Source organism: Caulobacter segnis (genome assembly GCF_031454995.1).
Lineage (GTDB): Bacteria > Pseudomonadota > Alphaproteobacteria > Caulobacterales > Caulobacteraceae > Caulobacter > Caulobacter segnis_E.
Window position 1 is genome coordinate 112,867 of sequence record NZ_JAVDRV010000006.1, and the last position, 17,987, is coordinate 130,853.

Annotated in this window: 22 protein-coding genes; 13 read left to right on the top strand and 9 right to left on the bottom strand. The window is 67.9% G+C overall.

Annotation, left to right across the window (positions count from 1 at the left end):
• The first annotated feature begins 29 nt into the window (after positions 1-29).
• From J2728_RS18075 to J2728_RS18080, 3 genes are all read left to right on the top strand, one after another.
• Positions 30-1,310 carry a NupC/NupG family nucleoside CNT transporter gene (locus J2728_RS18075; protein ID WP_310001375.1) on the top strand — a complete coding sequence of 427 codons (1,281 nt, stop codon included), beginning with the start codon at positions 30-32 and terminating at the stop codon, positions 1,308-1,310.
• Between the two features lie 68 nt (positions 1,311-1,378).
• Positions 1,379-1,789, top strand: coding sequence for an endonuclease domain-containing protein (locus J2728_RS22360; RefSeq protein WP_404979795.1), 411 nt, complete (start codon positions 1,379-1,381; stop codon positions 1,787-1,789).
• Between the two features lie 38 nt (positions 1,790-1,827).
• The gene (locus J2728_RS18080) at positions 1,828-2,445 is read left to right on the top strand and encodes a glutathione S-transferase family protein (RefSeq protein WP_310001376.1); all 618 of its coding nucleotides are present in this window, start codon (positions 1,828-1,830) and stop codon (positions 2,443-2,445) included.
• A 123-nt stretch (positions 2,446-2,568) separates the two neighbouring features.
• On the opposite strand, the gene J2728_RS18085 is transcribed toward J2728_RS18080, so the two are convergent.
• Positions 2,569-3,021: a PaaI family thioesterase gene (locus J2728_RS18085; RefSeq protein WP_310001379.1), complete on the bottom strand. Its 453-nt coding sequence runs from the start codon at positions 3,019-3,021 to the stop codon at positions 2,569-2,571.
• A gap of 102 nt (positions 3,022-3,123) precedes the next feature.
• Here J2728_RS18085 and J2728_RS18090 point away from each other — a divergent pair, with 102 nt between their 5' ends.
• The 5 genes from J2728_RS18090 (at position 3,124) to J2728_RS18110 (ending at position 6,570) form a co-directional block, all read left to right on the top strand.
• The gene (locus tag J2728_RS18090) at positions 3,124-3,414 is read left to right on the top strand and encodes a DUF3253 domain-containing protein (RefSeq protein ID WP_310001381.1); all 291 of its coding nucleotides are present in this window, start codon (positions 3,124-3,126) and stop codon (positions 3,412-3,414) included.
• A 52-nt stretch (positions 3,415-3,466) separates the two neighbouring features.
• Positions 3,467-4,051: a uracil-DNA glycosylase family protein gene (locus J2728_RS18095; protein ID WP_310001384.1), complete on the top strand. Its 585-nt coding sequence runs from the start codon at positions 3,467-3,469 to the stop codon at positions 4,049-4,051.
• Positions 4,048-5,097 (top strand): alpha/beta hydrolase, encoded by a 1,050-nt coding sequence (locus J2728_RS18100; protein ID WP_310001385.1) that lies wholly within the window; start codon positions 4,048-4,050, stop codon positions 5,095-5,097. The genes J2728_RS18095 and J2728_RS18100 overlap by 4 nt, the downstream gene beginning before the upstream one ends.
• A gap of 71 nt (positions 5,098-5,168) precedes the next feature.
• Positions 5,169-6,230, top strand: coding sequence for a Leu/Phe/Val dehydrogenase (locus J2728_RS18105; RefSeq protein WP_310001387.1), 1,062 nt, complete (start codon positions 5,169-5,171; stop codon positions 6,228-6,230).
• A 49-nt stretch (positions 6,231-6,279) separates the two neighbouring features.
• Positions 6,280-6,570, top strand: coding sequence for a UvrB/UvrC motif-containing protein (locus tag J2728_RS18110; protein ID WP_310001390.1), 291 nt, complete (start codon positions 6,280-6,282; stop codon positions 6,568-6,570).
• Between the two features lie 95 nt (positions 6,571-6,665).
• Here the strand turns inward: J2728_RS18110 and J2728_RS18115 are convergent, their stop codons facing one another.
• The 7 genes from J2728_RS18115 to J2728_RS18145 all read right to left on the bottom strand — a co-directional run bounded on the left by J2728_RS18115 (position 6,666) and on the right by J2728_RS18145 (position 13,078).
• Positions 6,666-8,117, bottom strand: coding sequence for a DHA2 family efflux MFS transporter permease subunit (locus J2728_RS18115; protein WP_310001391.1), 1,452 nt, complete (start codon positions 8,115-8,117; stop codon positions 6,666-6,668).
• Between the two features lie 63 nt (positions 8,118-8,180).
• Complete coding sequence (locus J2728_RS18120; protein WP_310001394.1) at positions 8,181-8,327, bottom strand: hypothetical protein; 147 nt, start codon at positions 8,325-8,327, stop codon at positions 8,181-8,183.
• A 31-nt stretch (positions 8,328-8,358) separates the two neighbouring features.
• Complete coding sequence (locus J2728_RS18125) at positions 8,359-9,234, bottom strand: transglutaminase family protein (RefSeq protein ID WP_310001397.1); 876 nt, start codon at positions 9,232-9,234, stop codon at positions 8,359-8,361.
• A 45-nt stretch (positions 9,235-9,279) separates the two neighbouring features.
• Positions 9,280-9,948 carry a TetR/AcrR family transcriptional regulator gene (locus J2728_RS18130; protein ID WP_310001399.1) on the bottom strand — a complete coding sequence of 223 codons (669 nt, stop codon included), beginning with the start codon at positions 9,946-9,948 and terminating at the stop codon, positions 9,280-9,282.
• Positions 9,949-10,129: 181 nt separating this feature from the next.
• Positions 10,130-11,308, bottom strand: a complete 1,179-nt coding sequence (locus J2728_RS18135) for a vWA domain-containing protein (protein ID WP_310001604.1) — start codon at positions 11,306-11,308, stop codon at positions 10,130-10,132.
• A 192-nt stretch (positions 11,309-11,500) separates the two neighbouring features.
• Positions 11,501-12,031, bottom strand: coding sequence for a GNAT family N-acetyltransferase (locus J2728_RS18140; RefSeq protein WP_310001401.1), 531 nt, complete (start codon positions 12,029-12,031; stop codon positions 11,501-11,503).
• A 39-nt stretch (positions 12,032-12,070) separates the two neighbouring features.
• A complete protein-coding gene (locus J2728_RS18145) occupies positions 12,071-13,078 on the bottom strand; it encodes a zinc-binding alcohol dehydrogenase family protein (RefSeq protein ID WP_310001402.1) in 1,008 nt (335 codons plus the stop codon).
• Positions 13,079-13,199: 121 nt separating this feature from the next.
• Here J2728_RS18145 and J2728_RS18150 point away from each other — a divergent pair, with 121 nt between their 5' ends.
• The 5 genes from J2728_RS18150 to dxs all read left to right on the top strand — a co-directional run bounded on the left by J2728_RS18150 (position 13,200) and on the right by dxs (position 17,506).
• Complete coding sequence (locus tag J2728_RS18150) at positions 13,200-13,541, top strand: winged helix-turn-helix transcriptional regulator (RefSeq protein ID WP_310001404.1); 342 nt, start codon at positions 13,200-13,202, stop codon at positions 13,539-13,541.
• A gap of 140 nt (positions 13,542-13,681) precedes the next feature.
• Positions 13,682-14,293, top strand: coding sequence for a histidine phosphatase family protein (locus tag J2728_RS18155; RefSeq protein ID WP_310001405.1), 612 nt, complete (start codon positions 13,682-13,684; stop codon positions 14,291-14,293).
• Between the two features lie 96 nt (positions 14,294-14,389).
• Positions 14,390-14,644, top strand: coding sequence for an exodeoxyribonuclease VII small subunit (locus J2728_RS18160; RefSeq protein ID WP_310001407.1), 255 nt, complete (start codon positions 14,390-14,392; stop codon positions 14,642-14,644).
• Positions 14,645-14,681: 37 nt separating this feature from the next.
• Entirely contained in the window at positions 14,682-15,566 is an 885-nt protein-coding gene (locus J2728_RS18165) for a polyprenyl synthetase family protein (protein ID WP_310001409.1), read from the top strand.
• Between the two features lie 17 nt (positions 15,567-15,583).
• Positions 15,584-17,506, top strand: coding sequence for a 1-deoxy-D-xylulose-5-phosphate synthase (gene dxs / locus J2728_RS18170; RefSeq protein ID WP_310001411.1), 1,923 nt, complete (start codon positions 15,584-15,586; stop codon positions 17,504-17,506).
• On the opposite strand, the gene J2728_RS18175 is transcribed toward dxs, so the two are convergent.
• The gene (locus J2728_RS18175; protein WP_310001413.1) at positions 17,503-17,970 is read right to left on the bottom strand and encodes a hypothetical protein; all 468 of its coding nucleotides are present in this window, start codon (positions 17,968-17,970) and stop codon (positions 17,503-17,505) included. The two genes, dxs and J2728_RS18175, sit on opposite strands and share 4 nt — an antisense overlap.
• Between the last annotated feature and the right edge of the window lie 17 nt (positions 17,971-17,987).

A 17,987-nucleotide genomic window follows, 5' to 3' on the forward strand; every position in this document is an offset into this window, starting at 1 on the left:
CGTCGCCCTTTTGTAAGGTCTTCGTCTTGATGTTTCGTCCCGAGAACGTTCAGGCCCTGGCGGGTCTGGCGCTCACCCTCGGCCTCTGCTGGCTGGTCTCCGAAAATCGCAAGCGATTCCCCTGGGTGCTGGCCGTCGCCGCCCTGGTCGTCCAGGTGCTGTTGGTCCTGGTGTTGTTCGGCCTGCCGCAGGCGCAGAAGCTGATGCAGGGCGTCAACGGCGCGGTCGAGGGCCTGGCCGCCTCCACCCAGGCGGGGACGGCCTTCGTGTTCGGCTTCCTGGCCGGCGGCGACCAGCCCTATCCGGTCAGCAATCCGGGCGCGGGCTTCCTGTTCGCCTTCCGCGTCCTGCCGGTGATCCTGGTCGTCTGCGCCCTGTCGGCGCTGCTGTGGCACTGGAAGATCCTGAAGTGGCTGGCCCAGGGCTTCGGCCTCCTGTTCCAGCGGACGCTGGGCCTGCGCGGCCCGCCGGCCCTGGCCACCGCCGCCACTATCTTCATGGGCCAGATCGAGGGGCCCATCTTCATCCGGGCCTATCTGGACAAGCTGAGCCGCTCGGAGCTCTTCATGCTGATCGCGGTCGGCATGGCCTGCGTCTCGGGCTCGACCATGGTCGCCTACGCCACCATCCTGGCCGACGTGCTGCCCAACGCCGCCGCCCACGTGTTGACCGCCTCGATCATCTCGGCCCCGGCCGGCGTGCTGCTGGCGCGGATCATCGTCCCCTCGGACCCGATGGAGAAGGGCGCGGACCTTGATCTCGCCACCGAGGACAAGAGCTACGGCAGTTCGATCGACGCGGTCATGAAGGGCACCACCGACGGCCTGCAGATCGCGCTGAACGTCGGCGCCACCCTGATCGTCTTCGTCGCCCTGGCCACCATGGTCGACAAGATCCTGGGCGCCATGCCGGACGTCGGCGGCCAGCCGCTGAGCATCGCGCGCGGCCTGGGCGTGATCTTCTCGCCGCTGGCCTGGGCCATGGGCGTGCCGTGGAAGGAAGCCGGGACCGCCGGCGGCCTGCTGGGCGTGAAGCTGATCCTCACCGAGTTCACCGCCTTCATCCAGATGGCCAAGGTGGGCGCGACGTCGCTGGACGAGCGCACCCGCATGATCATGACCTATGCGCTGTGCGGCTTCGCCAACATCGGCTCGGTCGGCATGAACGTGGCCGGCTTCTCGGTGCTGGTGCCCCAGCGGCGCGCCGAGGTGCTGAGCTTGGTGTGGAAGGCGATGATGGCCGGCTTCCTCGCCACCTGCCTGACCGGCTCGCTGATCGGCCTGATGCCGCGGTCGCTGTTCGGGCTGTGATCAACTAAAAGTTGCTCCATCTTCTCCCTTCCCCTTTGATGGGGAAGGGTTGGGGATGGGGTGACAGCATGTCCGATGGAACGCCGAGGCCAAGGCATGCCGCTGGCGCCGTCAAACGGGCTCGCCGCCTCCGCAACGACATGACGGCGAGCGAACGGGCCTTGTGGAAAGCCCTCCGCGCCCTTGATCTTCACGTCCGACGACAGGCTCCAATTGGGCCATATGTCGTGGACTTCGCCCATCACTCCGCCCGGCTAGTCATCGAGGTCGACAGCGGCTGGCATGACAATCCCGACGCCCAACTGCGTGACGCCACGCGTGATGCCTGGCTTGCCGAGCAAGGCTATCGGGTCATGCGCGTTCGCGATGGGGAGGCGTTTGGCAACCCTTACCTCGTGGCCGAGCGCGTCGCGGCCGAGATTCAGCGATCACCCCATCCCAACCCTTCCCCATCGAGGGGAAGGGCTTCTCTGCCGTAGCGGAAGCAGCGCATTCTCCTAGGCAAAGGGAGGACTCCATGAAGCTCTATGACAGCCGTCGCGCGCCCAATCCTCGGCGGGTGCGCTGGTTCATGGCCGAGAAGGGGATCGAGGACATCGAGATCGTCGATGTCGACATCTTCGGCGGCCAGCACCGCCAAGCGGACTATCTGGCCAAGGCCGGCCTGCCCAACGTGCCGGCGCTGGAGATTGACGAGACCACCTGCATCACCGAGTCGGTGGCGATCTGCCGCTATCTGGAGAGCCTCTATCCCGAGCCGAACCTGTTCGGCCGCGACCCGCTGGAGACGGCGGTGATCGAGATGTGGACGCGGCGGGCCGAGATGCTGCTGTCGACGCCGCTGATGATGGCCGTGCGCCATAGCCATCCGGCGCTGGCGGCCATCGAAACCCAGGTCCCCGAGATCGCCGAGACCAACCGCAAGGCGGCCGAGCGCGCGCTGAAGGTCTTCGACCGCCGCCTGGCCGAGAGCGAGTTCATCGCCGCGGATCGCCTGACCATCGCCGACATCCTGGCGGTCACGGGCATCGACTTCGCGCGCATGGTCCGCTTCCGGCCGTCCGAGGAGCTGGTCCACGTGAACCGCTGGCTGACGGCGATGATGGCGCGTCCGGCCGCGAAGGCGGGGGTTTGAGATCCTCCCCCGCGATGCGGGGGAGGTGGCCCAGAGGGCCGGAGGGGGCAAGCTGGGCCTAAGCCGCGTTCGCCCCCTCAGTCACTTCGTGACAGCTCCCCCGCATCGCGGGGGAGCATCTTCTCACCGCGCCCGGATCTTCTTGATCACGCCCGAGAAGTTCAGCATCGGGCCGGTCCCGGTCGAGACCAGGCCGCGCACGAACAGCAGGGATCCGCCGGCGCGCACCACCTCGCCGGTGGCGGTCACGAGATCGCCGGGCCGAGCGGGACCGACGAACTCGCCGTTCAGGCTGACGGTCACCGCGCGACTGTCGGCCAGCTCTTTCCAGGCGATGGCGAACAGCGAGAAGTCGGCGAAGGTCATCATGCAGCCGCCGTGCATGAAGCCGCCGCCGTTCATGTGCTTCTTCTCGGCGCGGAAGGCGGTGGTGACGCGGCCGTCCTCGCCCTCGCGGAAATAGAAGGGCCCGGACTGGTCCTCGAACGGATCGAGACCCGACCAGGTCCGCCAGCCCGCCCAGTCGCCCGTCTCGATCAGGCGCGGTCCGCCGATGACTTCGTTGCCGCCGTCCATGGTGCTCCCCTCGACCTTATCGATGTTCAGTTAGATGGCTCGGCGATGGCGTGCAAGGCGTCGGTCTCGCCTCTGCTGACAATCCATGGCATGGGAGCGCGCATGACGAGCCCGATCCAAGACACGATCCTGTCCCAACTAGCCGCCTTGCCGGAAGGCAAGTCGATCGACCCCATGAATGTCGCCAAGGCGATCCAGCCGGAGCGCTGGCAGCAGATCCTGGGCCACGTGCGCACCAACGCCATCGAGCTGGCCCGCGAGGGCAAGGTCATGATCCTGCGCCACAACAAGCCGACCAACCCCGAGAAATTCCGCGGCGTCTACCGCATCCGCCTGCGGATGGAGGGGGATCCGACCACTTTCGAGGACGAGGTCGCCGGCGACGAGGACTGATCCTCGAACGACAGCCCTTGGGCGGAGGGGCGCGGGCGCCTAAATCGGCTGCATGTCGCTCGACGCGCTCCTATCCGACATCGCCGCCTGCCGGGCCTGCGCGCCCTACCTGCCGCACACGCCTCGGCCCGTGACGCGGGTCCGAGAGGAGACCCGCATCCTGATCGCCGGCCAGGCGCCAGGAAGGCTGGTGCATGAGACCGGCCTGCCGTTCAACGATCCGTCGGGCGTGCGCCTGCGCCAGTGGATGGGGATCGACCGCGAGACCTTCTATGGCCGCCCCGAGATCGGCGTCGCGGCGATGGCCTTCTGCTTTCCCGGCACCAATCCGAAGGGCGGCGATTATCCGCCGCCGCCACGCTGCGCGGCGACCTGGCGGGCGCGGCTGCTGGAGCAACTGCCGAATATCGAGCTGACCCTGCTGGTCGGCAGCTACGCCCAGGCCTGGGCGCTGCCGGGACGGACCGGCAAGACCATGACCGACACCATCGCCGCCTGGCGCGACTTCGGGCCGAACGTCCTCCCGCTGCCGCATCCGTCCTGGCGCAACACCGCCTGGCTGAAGCGCAATCCCTGGTTCGAGGCCGAGGTGACGCCTTATCTTCGCCAGCGGATCGCGGAAATCCTCGGGACATGAACCGCCGCGCGCTGATCCTGACCGCCTCGGCCCTGGGCCTATCCGCGTGCGCGCCGCTGGCGCAGCGGCCGGAGCTCGCCGCCCTCGGTTTTCGCGGGCCAAGGCTGCTGGACGACGCCTTCGTCAGCTTCGATGGCGCGAGGCTGGGCCTGATGCGCTGGCTGCCGGCCGGCGAACAGGACTGGGTGGTGGTCGGCCTGCACGGCATGAACGACTACGCCAACGCCTATCACCTGGCGGCGGCCTGGTGGGCGGAGCGGGGGATCGCGACCTACGCCCTGGATGTCCGAGGCTTCGGACGCTCGCCCGAGCGCGGGGTCTGGGCGCCGAACGATCTGGTGCTGGAGGACGTGCGCGCCCTGGTGGCGGCGGTTCGCGAGCGGCATCCGAACGCCAAGGTCGCCCTGGCCGGGATCAGCATGGGCGGGGCGCTGGCCATCTGCGCCATGGCCTCGAGCGATCCGCCGCCCGTCGACAAGCTGATGCTGTTCGCCCCGGCGGTCTGGGGCTGGTCGAACCAGCCCTTGCCGAACCGGATCAGCCTGTGGGCCACCGCGCACCTGATGGGCGAATGGGTGGTCAAGCCGCCAGACTGGCTGGCGCGGAACATCATGGCCAGTGACAACATCGACGAGCTGCGCCGCATGGGCCGCGATCCTCTGATGATCTGGGGCGCGCGGTCCGACGCGATCTACGGCCTGGTCGGGCTGATGGAGCGGGGCTGGCGCTCGGCCGACCAGATCCGCGTTCCGACCGCCTGGTTCTATGGCGCCCGCGACCAGATCATCCCGCGAGAGCCGACGGTCGAGGCGGTGCGTCGCCTGCCGGCCCAGGCTCGCACCGCCTACTACGCCGAGGGCTATCACCTGCTGCTGGTCGATCGGCAGGCCGAAAAGGTCTGGAGCGACGCCGAGGCGTTCCTGCGCGACCCCTCGGCCGTCTGGCCGCCGTCGGGCGCGCCCGCCATCCCCACGTCGGTCGCGGCCATGACCGCCCTCGACCCGCCCAAGCCCGCCAAGCGCAAGATGTCGCGTCGCCAGCCTTGAGGGTTGTTCGGGGCGGCGAGGGGGCGTAAACCCCGCGCCACATTCATTCTGGCTGACACGAGACCGACGGCATGACCTTGTTCGATTCCCCCGATTTCGAGGGACACGAAGGCGTTCACGCTTTCTTCGACGAAAAAACCGGTCTGAAGTCGATCATCGCGATCCACTCCACCGCCCGCGGCCCGGCCGCCGGCGGCTGCCGCATGTGGGACTATTCCAGCGCGGACGCGGCGATCACCGACGCCCTGCGCCTGTCGCGCGGCATGTCGTACAAGAACGCCATGGCCGAGCTCGATTTGGGCGGCGGCAAGGCCGTGATCATCGGCGATAGCCGCAGCCAGAAGACGCCGGAACTGTTCGAGGCCTTCGGTCGGGCGGTCGACAGCCTGGCTGGCAAGTACTGGACGGCCGAGGACGTCGGCGTCTCGCCGGCCGACCTGGAAAGCACCCGCAAGACCACCCGTTTCGTCGCCGGCCTGGAAGGCCACGCCGCCGCCTCGGGCGATCCCTCGCCGGTGACGGCCGAGGGCGTGTTCCGGGGCGTGCGCCTGTGCGTCGAGCGCGCCCTGAACCGCGACCTCAACGGCGTCCACGTCGCCATCCAGGGCGTCGGCCACGTCGGCGCCTATCTGGCCGAGAAGCTGCACGCCGCCGGCGCGCGCCTGACCATCGCCGACGTCAACCAGCCCGCCCTCGAAGCGGTCGTCGCCAAGACCGGCGCGACGATCGTGCCGACCGACGCCATCTTCGACGTCGAGGCCGACGTCTTCGCGCCTTGCGCCCTGGGCGGGGCGATCTCTGCCGCGACCCTGCCGCGCCTGAAGGCCAAGATCATCGCCGGCGCCGCCAACAACCAGTTGGCCGACGCGACGATCGGCCAGGCCGTGTTCGAGCGCGGCCTGCTGTACGCCCCCGACTATGTGATCAACGGCGGCGGCATCATCAACGTGGCCGCCGAGATCCGCGGCCTGGAGGCTGGCGGTTCGTTCGACGGCGACTGGGTCGCCGCCAAGCTCGATCGCCTGGCCCAGACCCTGGCCGAGGTGATCGACCAGTCGATCGCCGAGAAGCGTCCGGCCAACCTGGTCGCCGACGAGATCGCCCGCGCCCGCATCGCCGCCGCGCGCGCCTAAACCCGGATTCGCGCGTTTCTCTGGGAGCAACCTGTTCCCGGAGAGCGCGATGTCCCATCTCGACGAGCTGAAGACGCAGCTAGAAGTGGCCGTCGCGGCCGAGGATTTCGAGGCGGCGGCGAAGCTGCGCGACCACATTCTCTCCATCCAGCACAGCGCCCTGGTGCGCGACGTCGAGGCGTCGCCACAGGCGTCTTATTTCCAGCGCCAGGTTCCGGGGCGAATGGGCCTGGGCACCGACCAGCCCGTGCCGCGCAAGCCCGAGGGCTGGGTTCCGCCCGTCAAGCCCGACCCGATGACCGCTGGACACTCCCGCGGCGGGCGGCGACGGAAGGGCTGAGCGCGGATCTATCTCCAAGCCAGGTTCAACTCGCCTTCCTGGGCATAAGGCCCAGGAAGGCGGGAATTGATCCCTGCCTTCTACGTCGATCCGCCCTAGGCCGATTTGGCGCGTCCGCTGATCGTCGCGCCGGCGTCCTTGTCCAGAGCCAGATAGACGGGCAGGGCCAGCAGGGTGACCACGCCGATCGCCACGAACGGCAACACGAAGCGGTCCGGCGTCAGGGCGCCGTCCGAGCCGCGCGCCAGGTGCAGCATCACGCCGCCGAAGCTGACGCCCAGGGCCAGGCCGACCTGCTGCATGACGGCCGACAGGGTCGAGGCCGAGGCGGTCTTGCTCTCGGGCACGTCGGCATAGGCGATGGTGTTGATGGCGATGAACTGGTTCGACCGACAGAAGCCTCCCAGCAGCAGGGCCGCCATCATCACCACCATCGGCGTTTCCGGGGTGAAGAATCCGGGCGCGGCGGTCAACAGCGCCGTCAGGGTGACGAACACCGCCAGCGAGGTTCGGAAGCCGAAGCGTCGGAGCCCCGCGGCGGCGAAAGGGCGGGCGATCAGGACGCCGACGCCGGTCGTCAGCGTGACGAAGCTGGCCTTCAAGGGGCTCCAGCCCAGGGCCACTTGCAAGAGCAGCGGCATCAGGAACGGCGTGGCGCCGATGCCCAGCCGCACCAGGGCGCCCCCCACGAGGCTGGCCCGATAGGTGGGATAGCGCAGCAGGGAAAGGTCCAGGATCGGCCGGCCGGTCCGCCAGCAAACCCTTAGATAGACAAGGCCGCAAGCGATGGAGACGACCAAAAGAGCGACCTGGAGCCAGACGGGCAGAAGGCCGACGCCCGCGGTTTCGGCCACGATGACCAGGCCGCTGATCGCGGCCGCCGAGAGCGCGAAGCCGAGGGTGTCGAAGCGTCCCAGATCCCGTTGGGGCTGGCCTCGCGGCACGAACCGCAGCACGGCGATCGCGCCCAGGAGGCCGATCGGCAGGTTGATGTAGAAGATCCACGGCCACTCGGCCAAGCTCAGCACCAGGCCGGCGATCGGCGGGCCGATCAGCGGTCCGACCAAGGCGGGCATGGTGAACCAGCCCATCGCCGACAGCAGCCGCGCCTTGGGCGCGGCGCTGACCACGATCAGTCGCGCCACCGGCGTCATCATCGCCCCGCCCAGGCCCTGGATGATGCGCGAGGCCACCAGCGTTTCCAGATTGCGCGACAGCCCGCACAGCGCCGAGCCCAGCAGGAACACGGCCATGGCCCACAAGAACACGCGCCGCGCCCCGAACCGCTCGGCCGCCCAGCCGCTGGCGGGGGTGAAGACCGCCAGCGCCAGGATGTAGGAGGTCAGGGCCAGCTTCAGATGGATCGGATCCACCGCGAAGGCCCGGGCCAGGGTCGGCAGGGCGGTGGACAGCGCCGTGGAGTCGATGAACTCCATCAAGAGCGCGCTGGCCACGGCGATCGAAACCAGCCGTGTCGATAGCGGGGACGCCTGGGGCTCTAAGGCCTGGGGGTTTGGCGCTGGGGGCTCTGGATGGAGATCGGGCACGGGGGGCGTGTTACGCCCGCGCGGAACGCGGGTCTAGCGAACCGAAGCGTCCGTGGGCGGGGGTCAGTGACCCGGGCGGGGTTGGAAGGTCCGTTTTTCCTTCAGCTTGACGCAGGCCTTGTCCGGCGTCTGGCCGTGCTGAGGCTTGGGCTCGGCCTTGGGAAAGCAGAGGTTGGTCATCGGGTTCTGGTTCTGGAAGCCGCTGGTCATGGCCGTTTCTCCCATATGCCGTTAACCATTATCACGCCGCGTGGCCGATTTCATCGATAAGTCGCACGTCCACCGAGACTTGCAGGCGCGACTTGCCCGGATCGCCGAGGATCGCCCCGGACACCGGCAGAGCCTGTCCGGGCGTCCGCGTCGCGGCGACGCGGATCAGGTCGGGCGACTCGGCCAACCCGTTGGTCGGGTCGAACTCCAGCCAGCCCAGGTCCGGCAGGAAGACCTCGCACCAGGCGTGGGTGGCGCCCGCGCCGCGGATCTTGGCGTTGGGCGAGTGGATGTAGCCGGTGGCGAACAGGGCCGCGTAGCCCAGGCGTCTTAGGCCCTCGACCATCAACCAGGCCAGGTCCCGGCAGGCGCCGCTGCGCATGCGAAGGGTTTCCACGGGCGTCTGGACGCCTGCCTCGTCGCGGGCGCGGTACTCGAACTGCTTATGGATCAGGTCGTTGACCCGCAGCAGGAAGGCGAGGGCGGGCTCGTCCTTGTGGCTGGCCAGACCGCGCAGCCAGCGCAGCAGCACGGCGTCGGGATCATCGGTCACCGGGGCGATGAACGGCTCCAGCGTCGCGCGGTCCTCGCGCGAATAGACGATGGGCGTCAGGGTGTCGGGGTTCTCGATCCGCTGGGGGACCAGCGGGGCGGGGTAGCGGTCGATGACCAGCTCGCTGGCCACCCGCATGGCGTCGGCCTTGCCGTTCGGCTGGAAGATGCAGATGCAGTTGCCGTTGGCGTCGTAGCTCCAGCGCGTGTCGCCGGGCGGGAACAGGCGCAGGGAGGCCTCGACGATCCGCAGGGCGTGGCTGTCGCGTGGTCGCAGCATCAGCCGCTGAGCGCCGAAGCTCACCGGCCGCTCATAGTAATACCGCGTCTCGTGCAGGATGCGCAGCCGTCCCATGTCGAACCCAAAAGCACGACCAAGACTTGGGTTCCCGCGTAACGCTTAAGCGCGGAAGCCGGCCTCGGCGAAGTTGAGCATCCGCTCGAGCAACGCGGACACGTCGGCTTCGCTGGTCTGGCCTTCCGACAGCACGTTCAGCCGGTCGAACTCGGCGAAGCGGTTGTTGTGCAGCATGCCCAGCGTGAAGTGCAGGCGCCAATAGACCTCTTCCGGCGACAGGTCGGGACGCGCGCCCAGCAGGGCGTCGGAGAAGCGGCGCAGGTGCGAGACGTCGGTCTTCAGCACCTGGCGGATCTCGTCGGTGCCTTCGCTGCGGGCGCGGATCAGGAACTGTAGCGAGATGCGGCGTTCGTGGTCCGGCGCCAGCCAGCGCAGGGGGGGAGTCAGCAGGGCGGCCAGGATCTCGCGCAGCGGCGGCGAGCCGCCGTTCCGGTCGTTGGCCTCGTGCAGCATCTTGGCCCGCTCGCGGTTGAGCTCGGCCGTGCGCCGCTTGAAGATGTCGAACAGCAACGCGTCCTTGGAGCCGAAGTGATAATTCACCGAGGCCAGATTGACGCCCGCGGCGGCGGTGATGTCGCGCACCGAAACGTTCTGGAAGCCATGCAACGCGAACAGACGCTCGGCGGCGATGAACACCAGGTTCTTGGTGGCGGCTTCGGTTTCCGCGCCCTCGGCTTCGACGGAGGCGGCGGCTTCGGTCGTCGGACTCACTAGATAATCCCCTTTACCCGTGGGGAACTCTTACGACCGTTCGAATTTGGCGCAAGCGTCAAGATCGATCCGTACAATGCAAATCGCTCGCGAGGGGCGTCGCGGGGGCCCGGATCCCTCCCGACGAGTTGTTGCGTTTTTACGCAATGTGTAACTACTAGCGAGCTCCCGGTTAGCGTCCTCAGCCGCGAACCAACTCGCGCATGGCCTTGTCCAGGCCTTCCAGCGTCAGCGGATACATGCGGTCCGACAGGATCTGCTTCATCACCCCGATCGACTGGGTGTAGTCCCAGTGCCGCTCGGGCGTGGGATTGAGCCAGACGCAGCTCTGATAGATGTCGGTGACCCGCTGCATCCAGATCGCGCCGGGCTCCTCGTTCCAGTGCTCCACGCTGCCGCCCGGATAGGTGATCTCGTAGGGGCTCATGGTCGCGTCGCCGACGAAGATGACCTTGTAGTCGGCCGGGAACTTGTGGAGCACGTCGAAGGTCGGGATCTTCTCGGTGTGCCGGCGCTTGTTGTCCTTCCAGACCGTCTCGTAGAGGCAGTTGTGGAAGTAGTAGAACTCCAGGTTCTTGAACTCGGTCTTGGCCGCGCTGAACAGCTCCTCGCAGAGCTTGATGTGGCCGTCCATCGAGCCGCCGATGTCGAAGAAGATCAGCACCTTGATGGCGTTGCGCCGCTCGGGGCGTAGCTGGATGTCGAGATAGCCCTTCTCGGCCGTGCCCTTGATCGTGCCGTTCAAATCAAGCTCGTCGGCCGCGCCGGTGCGGGCGAATTTGCGAAGGCGGCGTAGGGCGACCTTGATGTTGCGGGTGCCGAGTTCGACCGAGTCGTCGAGGTTCTTGTACTCGCGCTTGTCCCAGACCTTCACCGCCCGGCCGTGGCGGCTCTTGTCCTGGCCGATCCGCACGCCCTCGGGATTGTAGCCGTTGTTGCCGAACGGACTGGTGCCGCCCGAGCCGATCATCTTGTTGCCGCCCTCGTGGCGCTTCTTCTGCTCGCGCAGGCGCTCCTGCAGGGTCTCCATCAGCTTCTCGAAGCCGCCCATGGCCTCGATCTGGGCCTTCTCCTCGTCGGTGAGGAACTTCTCGGTCAGGGCTTTGAGCCATTCCTCGGGAATGTCGGCGGTCAGGCCTTCGCTGACGGTCTCCAGGCCCTTGAAGACGTGGCCGAATACGCGGTCGAACTTGTCGAGGTTCTTCTCGTCCTTCACCAGGCTGGCGCGCGAGAGGAAATAGAAGTCCTCGACGGTGCGGTCGATGACGTCCTTGTCGAGGGCTTCCATCAGCAGGAGGTACTCGCGCAGGCTGACGGGGACCTTGGCCTGGCGAAGCTCGGAGAAGAAGCGAAGGAACATCGGCGCGGCTTTCGAACGGTTGTTCGAGAGAATGGCGGCGATCGCGGACCGACGCAATCCAATCCTCCCCCTAGCGGGGGAGGTGGCCCGAAGGGCCGGAGGGGGAAGTTTTGCCGAGCTTGCCTCTTCCCCCCCCCGTCGTCTCTTCGAGCCGACACCTCCCCCGCTAGGGGGAGGATTTTGAAAGACTCGTCACCCCCGTCGCAGGATGAACTCCAGATCCCGCGTCTCGCCCACGGGGAAATGGTACTCCCCGACCTTCTCGAAACCCAGGCGGCCGTAAAGCCGCTGCGCGCCGAAGTTCTCGGACCAGACGCCGATCCACAGGGGCCGGGGGCCGTCCTTCTCCAGCCATTCCAGGGCGGTGTTCAGCAGACGCGAGCCCCGCCCGCCGCCTTGATGGGTCTTGAGCACATAGATGCGCTTGAGCTCGCCATGATCCGGCCTAGCGTCGTCATGCGGTAGGTCGCAGGAGCCGGCGAGGGCGTAGCCGATCGCCTCGCCGTCCTCGTCTTCCAGGATCCACGAGGCCTTGTCGGGATCTGCCAGATCGTTGCGCGTCCGCTCAAGGCCGTAAGCGTAGGCCAGGAAGGTCTCCAGGTCCTCGGGCGGATAGAGGTGCGCGAACGTCTCGGTGAAGGTGCGCGCGCCCAGGCTAGACAGGGCGTCGGCGTCCTCGATGGTTGCCCTGCGAAGGCGATCCGGGCGGAGCGTGTCGGTCATGGCGACTTGAGTAGCCGCCATGACCGGGCCCTTCAACGGTCAGAAGCCTTCCAGCGCCACCTTGCCGATGGTGCGGGCGCTCTCGACGATGCGATGGGCTTCCAACAGGTCGGCCGCGCGGATCTTGCCGACCACCTGGGTCAGGGTGGTGCGCAGGACGCCTTGATCGACCAGATCCGCGACTGTGTTCAGCAGCCTGTGCTGCTCGATCATGTCCGGCGTGCCCTGCGGGCGGGCGAACATGAACTCCCAGTGGATCGAGGCGGCCTTATGGTGCAGCGGGCGGATGTCGAGGTCGCCGTCGGCCTCGATGATCCCGATCTTCCCTTGCAGAGCGATCGCTTCCGAGACTTGCGGGAAGTGCTGGGCGCTGTGGGTCAGGCAGGCGATATAGGCCGGAGCCTCGAGGCCCAGACGCGCCAGCTCCTGGTCGAGCGGCTCGGTATGGTCGAAGATCTGGTGCGCGCCGAGATCCTGAACCCAGCGGCGGGTTTCCTCCCGCGAGGCGCTGGCCACCACGTTCAGCTTGGTCAGCTTGCGCGCCAGCTGGATCATGGCCGAACCGACCCCGCCGGCGCCGCCGATGATCACCAGCGTCTGACCCTCGCCGCCGTCGCGCGCGACGCCGAAGCGATCGAACAGCAGTTCCCAGGCGGTGATGAACGTCAGCGGCATGGCGGCGGCCTGGGCGTAGTCCAGGCTCTTGGGTTTGCGGCCCACGATGCGCTCGTCGACCAGCTGCAGCTCGGCGTTGGAGCCCTGGCGGCCGATGGCGCCGGCGTAGAAGACCTCGTCGCCGGGCGAAAACAGGGTCACGGCCTCGCCGACGGCCTCGACCACGCCGGCGGCGTCGAAGCCTAAAACCCGGACCTCGCCAGGGGCGGGCTGGGCGCGGCCGCGCACCTTGGTGTCGACCGGGTTCACCGAGGCGGCTTTCACCCGCACCAGGATGTCGTGGCCGCTCGGCGAGGGGGCAGGCGCTTCGAGATCGAGCAGGGCGTTGGGATCGGTGGCGGGCAGCAGCTCGCGGAAGCCGACGATCTTCATGATGGTCTCCAAAAAGGGCGGCGGTCTCGAACCGCGAGGAGGAGATCACTCTAAGATACGATCTTCGCAAGTACGGTCATTTTTTGTATGTAGTACCCATTTGGATACTGTAGGGCCGAGAATGGAAGACCCCAAGGAATGCGGCGTCGAAGCCGCCTTGAGCCTGATCGACGGGAAGTGGAAGGGCGTCATCCTCTACCACCTGATGGACGGACGGATGCGTTTCAACGCGCTGGCGCGCCGGTTGGGCGCCGTCACCCAGCGGATGCTCACCAAGCAGCTTCGCGAGCTGGAAAGCGATGGTCTGATCGTCCGCACCGTCTATGCCGAGGTCCCGCCTCGCGTCGAGTACGCGTTGTCGACCAAGGGGCGCAGCCTCGAGCCGGTGATCTGCGCGCTCAAGGCGTGGGGCGACGCCAATGTCCTGAACGCCAAGGCCCCACCCGCCCGCAAGGCGGGCTGACGGGTTTCAACCCGCGCCGGCGCGGGTTGTGTCGCCGCGCCAGGGGGGCTACGACCGTCCGGCGCGGGGGCGTTCGCCGCCGTCGCGCGTACGCTTTTCCAGGAGGAACGAGAGGACGGTCCCACCGTCTTCTCCTCAATATGGCCGACGTCACCGCCGACCACGCACCCCCCATCGCCCGCCCGGGCGTCATCACCCTGGCCCGCCATGGCGAACCCGCCTTGTCGCGCAAGGTGCGTCTCAACGCGCCCGAATACGGGCTGTGGTGGGCGCGCTACGAGGAGGGTGGTCTGAAGGACGGCCAGATTCCTCCGCCAAGCCTCGTGGAGCTGGCCAAGACCGCCGACGTGATCATCGCCTCGACCCGCCGTCGTTCGATCGAGACGGCGCGGGCGGTGGTGGGCGAGCGGGCCTTCGCCACCGATCCGACCTTCATCGAGGCCCCGCTGCCGCCGCCGCCGTGGCCGACCTGGATTCGCATGTCGCCCAAGCGCCTGGGCTTCTTCGCTCGCTTCTGGTGGTGGTTCTTCGACAATCACGGCGGCCAGGAGACGCGGAAGGCGGCCGAGGCCCGGGCGGGGCAGGCCGCGGACCTGCTGATCGAGCTTTCGGACTCCGGCCAGGATGTGCTGGTGCTGGCCCACGGCTTCTTTAACTGGATGATCGCCGACGCCCTCAAGACGCGCGGGCTGACCAAGCTTGTCGACCAGGGCCACGGCTACTGGAGCATCAAGCGCTTCCACCGCGCGTGAGTTCAAACCCTCTTCCCTTAACTGGCGGCAAGCTCTAGGCCGTTGTCGATGAGCTTGCGGGCCACTAGGCTTAGGCTCGCACACCTGAGAGTTGCAATGACCGACGTCACGAACCCTTCCGCCGACATCTCCGCCTTGAGCTTCGAGGAAGCCCTGGCGCAGCTGGAACGGATCGTGGCCGAGCTGGAATCGGGTCAGGCGCCGCTGGAGCGCTCGATCGACATCTACGAGCGCGGCGCTGCCCTGAAGGCCCACTGCGAGAAGAAGCTGGAGGCCGCGCGCCTGAAGGTCGAGAAGATCGTCCTGGGGCAGGGCGGAGCCGTCGCCGCCGAAGCGGCCGAGTTCAATTGATGAGCGGCGTCCAGCCGAAGATCGAGGGGAGCCGCCCTTGACCGACCTCGCCAGAAGGATCGTGCAGGCCGCCGACATCGTCACGGTCGCGCTCGACGAACTGCTGCCGCGCGCGGATGGTCCGGAAAGCCGCCTGACCGAGGCGATGCGCTACGCGGCGCTGGGGCCAGGCAAGCGCCTGCGGCCGTTCTTCGCGCTGGAAACGGGCAAGATGTTCGACCTGGCCGAGCGGCCGGTGCTTCGGGCCGCTTGCGCGCTGGAGTGCATCCACGCCTACAGCCTGGTCCACGACGACCTGCCGGCCATGGACGACGACGACGTGCGTCGCGGCCGTCCGACCGTGCACAAGCAATATGACGAGGCGACCGCGATTCTCGCCGGCGACGCCCTGCAGACGGCGGCCTTCGAGATCATGGCCCACCCGGACACCCACGACGATGCTCACATCCGCTCGGAGTTGGTGCGCAAGCTGGCCATCGCATCCGGCGCGCGGGGCATGGTCGGCGGTCAAATGATCGACATCCTGGGCGTCCGCGACGACCTGGGCGCGGTGGCGCGGATGCAGCGGCTCAAGACCGGGGCCCTGATCGCCTTCGCCTTCGAGATCCCGCTGATCATCGCCCGCGCCAAGGAGTCCGAGCGCCACGCCCTGATGGCCTTCGCCCAGGACCTGGGCCTGGCCTATCAGATCGTCGACGACATCCTCGACGCCGAGGGCGACGAAAAGACCTTGGGCAAGGCCGCCGGCGGCAAGGACGCCGCCAAGGGCAAGGCCAACTACGTCACCCTGCTGGGACTGGACGCGGCGAAGGATCGGGTGACCCTTCTCGCCGAACAGACCCGCTCCCATCTCGAAATTTTTGGCGAGCGGGCCGAACATCTCCGCGAAAGCGTTGATTTCGTACTGGACCGCCGCAACTGACCGCGCTTTCTTCCGACATGTCTTCCAAAACGCCCTTGCTCGACACGATCGCCTCGCCCGCCGACACGCGAGGTCTGTCCGTCGGCGAACTGAAACAGCTGGCCGCCGAGGTTCGCGCCGAGACCATCGACGCCGTGTCGGTGACGGGCGGGCATCTGGGCGCGGGCCTGGGCGTGGTCGAGCTGACCGTGGCCCTGCACCACGTGTTCGAGACGCCTAAGGACATTCTGATCTGGGACGTCGGCCACCAGGCCTATCCGCACAAGATCCTGACCGGGCGACGCGATCGTATCCGCACCCTGCGCCAGGGCGGAGGCCTGTCGGGCTTCACCAAGCGGGCCGAGAGCGAATACGACCCCTTCGGCGCGGCTCACGCGGCGACCTCGATCTCGGCGGCGCTGGGCTTCTGCGCCGCGCGCGACGCCAAGGGCGAGGACAACAGCGTCATCGCCGTGATCGGCGACGGCTCGCTGGGCGCGGGCATGGCCTACGAGGCGATGAACGCGGCGACGGATACGACCAAGCGCCTGATCGTCATCCTCAATGACAACGACATGTCGATCGCCCCGCCGGTGGGCGGCATGAGCGCCTATCTGGCCAACCTGGTCTCGGGCGGCGCCTACCGCTCGGTTCGTAAGCTGGGCAAGACAGTGGTCGAGAAGCTGCCGAGCCCGATGCGCGAGGCGGCCCGCAAGGCGGAAGAATATGCCCGGGGCATGGTCACCGGCGGCACCTTCTTCGAGGAGCTGGGCTTCCACTATGTCGGCCCGATCGACGGCCATGACATGGACGCCCTGGTCAGCGTGCTGAAGAACGCCAAGGCCTTCGCCGACAAGCCGGTTCTGGTTCACTGCGTGACCCAGAAGGGCAAGGGCTACGCCCCGGCCGAGGGCGCGGACGACAAGCTGCACGCGGTGGTCAAGTTCGACGTCGTCACCGGCCAGCAGCAGAAGTCGGCCGGCGGCCCGCCCAGCTACACCAAGGTGTTCGCTCGGGAGCTGATCAAGCAGGCGGAAAAGGACGACAAGATCGTCGCCATCACCGCCGCCATGCCGTCGGGCACGGGCCTTGATCTGTTCGGCAAGGCGTTCCCAGAGCGCACCTTCGACGTCGGCATCGCCGAGCAGCACGCGGTGACCTTCGCCGCGGGCCTGGCCGCGGACGGCATGAAGCCGTTCACGGCGATCTATTCGACCTTCCTGCAGCGCGGCTACGACCAGGTCGTCCACGACGTGGCGATCCAGGGCCTGCCGGTCCGCTTCGCCATGGACCGCGCCGGTCTGGTCGGCGCGGATGGTCCGACCCACGCCGGCAGCTTCGACATCGGCTTCATGGGCGCTCTGCCCGGCATGGTGCTGATGGCCGCCGCCGACGAGGTGGAGCTGGCCCGCATGGTCGCCACCGCCGCGGCGATCGACGATCGCCCCAGCGCCTTCCGCTATCCGCGTGGCGAGGGCTTGGGTTTGGAAATGCCGGCCAATGTCGACCCGCTGGAGATCGGCAAGGGCCGGATCGTCCGCGAGGGGACCAGTGTCGCCATCGTCTCGTTCGGCACGCGCCTGTCGGAGAGCCTCAAGGCGGCCGACCTGCTGGCCGCGCGCGGCCTGTCGGCCACCGTCTGCGACGCCCGCTTCGCCAAGCCGCTGGACCTCGACCTGCTGCTGCGTCTGGCGCGCGAGCACGAGGCGATCGTCACGGTGGAGGAGGGCTCCATGGGCGGCTTCGGCGCCTTCGTGCTGCAGGCCCTGGCCCAGCATGGCGCGCTGGATCGCGGCCTGAAGATCCGCACCCTGTGCCTGCCCGACGTCTTCCAGGACCAGGACAAGCCCGACGCCATGTACGCCCAGGCAGGTCTCGACGCCGAGGGTATCCTGCGCGGCGCTCTGTCGGCCCTGGGCATGGACAATGTCAGCGCGGCGGGAGCCGGCCGCCGGGCCTAGACCCCGCAGGCCTTGAAGAAGGCGCGCACCTGGCCTCGGTCGGCGGAGCCCGCCGCCAGGCTGTGTCGCTCGCCTCCGCTGAGCAGCGCCAGATCGCCCGACTTGCGAAACCCCTCTAGGGCGGGCGCCTTGGCCGAGCCACGCGCCTCCATCAGTCCGCCCTCGCTCATCGCGTCGTCGATCCGAGCGGCGCCGAAGCGGCTTTCGCCGCGTCCCGAGGCCAGGACCAGCTCGCCGCCGGACAGGCCGACGGCGGAGATCGCGATGTCGTCTCGTCCAGGATGGCAACGCATCATCAGCACGACGTCGTCGCTGTTGGGACGCCCGTAGGCCAGGCGCGGTTCCTCTCCCGTCTCGGCGAGGTATGCCCATTGATATCCGGCGACGCCGACCTTCTCGTGGGCGCAACCCGCGAGGGCGGCGGTCAGCATCAGGGCGGCAAGGGCGACGGCGCGAGACGGCATGAGAGGTCCTCCTCGCC

Excerpts from the sequence above, each read along its gene's own strand:
- J2728_RS18075 (WP_310001375.1), top strand. The coding sequence starts at position 30 with ATGTTTCGTCCCGAGAACGTTCAGGCCCTGGCGGGTCTGGCGCTCACC.
- J2728_RS22360 (WP_404979795.1), top strand. The coding sequence starts at position 1,379 with ATGTCCGATGGAACGCCGAGGCCAAGGCATGCCGCTGGCGCCGTCAAA.
- J2728_RS18080 (WP_310001376.1), top strand. The coding sequence starts at position 1,828 with ATGAAGCTCTATGACAGCCGTCGCGCGCCCAATCCTCGGCGGGTGCGC.
- J2728_RS18085 (WP_310001379.1), bottom strand. The coding sequence starts at position 3,021 with ATGGACGGCGGCAACGAAGTCATCGGCGGACCGCGCCTGATCGAGACG.
- J2728_RS18090 (WP_310001381.1), top strand. The coding sequence starts at position 3,124 with ATGACGAGCCCGATCCAAGACACGATCCTGTCCCAACTAGCCGCCTTG.
- J2728_RS18095 (WP_310001384.1), top strand. The coding sequence starts at position 3,467 with ATGTCGCTCGACGCGCTCCTATCCGACATCGCCGCCTGCCGGGCCTGC.
- J2728_RS18100 (WP_310001385.1), top strand. The coding sequence starts at position 4,048 with ATGAACCGCCGCGCGCTGATCCTGACCGCCTCGGCCCTGGGCCTATCC.
- J2728_RS18105 (WP_310001387.1), top strand. The coding sequence starts at position 5,169 with ATGACCTTGTTCGATTCCCCCGATTTCGAGGGACACGAAGGCGTTCAC.
- J2728_RS18110 (WP_310001390.1), top strand. The coding sequence starts at position 6,280 with ATGTCCCATCTCGACGAGCTGAAGACGCAGCTAGAAGTGGCCGTCGCG.
- J2728_RS18120 (WP_310001394.1), bottom strand. The coding sequence starts at position 8,327 with ATGACCAGCGGCTTCCAGAACCAGAACCCGATGACCAACCTCTGCTTT.
- J2728_RS18125 (WP_310001397.1), bottom strand. The coding sequence starts at position 9,234 with ATGGGACGGCTGCGCATCCTGCACGAGACGCGGTATTACTATGAGCGG.
- J2728_RS18135 (WP_310001604.1), bottom strand. The coding sequence starts at position 11,308 with ATGTTCCTTCGCTTCTTCTCCGAGCTTCGCCAGGCCAAGGTCCCCGTC.
- J2728_RS18140 (WP_310001401.1), bottom strand. The coding sequence starts at position 12,031 with ATGACCGACACGCTCCGCCCGGATCGCCTTCGCAGGGCAACCATCGAG.
- J2728_RS18145 (WP_310001402.1), bottom strand. The coding sequence starts at position 13,078 with ATGAAGATCGTCGGCTTCCGCGAGCTGCTGCCCGCCACCGATCCCAAC.
- J2728_RS18150 (WP_310001404.1), top strand. The coding sequence starts at position 13,200 with ATGGAAGACCCCAAGGAATGCGGCGTCGAAGCCGCCTTGAGCCTGATC.
- J2728_RS18155 (WP_310001405.1), top strand. The coding sequence starts at position 13,682 with ATGGCCGACGTCACCGCCGACCACGCACCCCCCATCGCCCGCCCGGGC.
- J2728_RS18160 (WP_310001407.1), top strand. The coding sequence starts at position 14,390 with ATGACCGACGTCACGAACCCTTCCGCCGACATCTCCGCCTTGAGCTTC.
- dxs (WP_310001411.1), top strand. The coding sequence starts at position 15,584 with ATGTCTTCCAAAACGCCCTTGCTCGACACGATCGCCTCGCCCGCCGAC.
- J2728_RS18175 (WP_310001413.1), bottom strand. The coding sequence starts at position 17,970 with ATGCCGTCTCGCGCCGTCGCCCTTGCCGCCCTGATGCTGACCGCCGCC.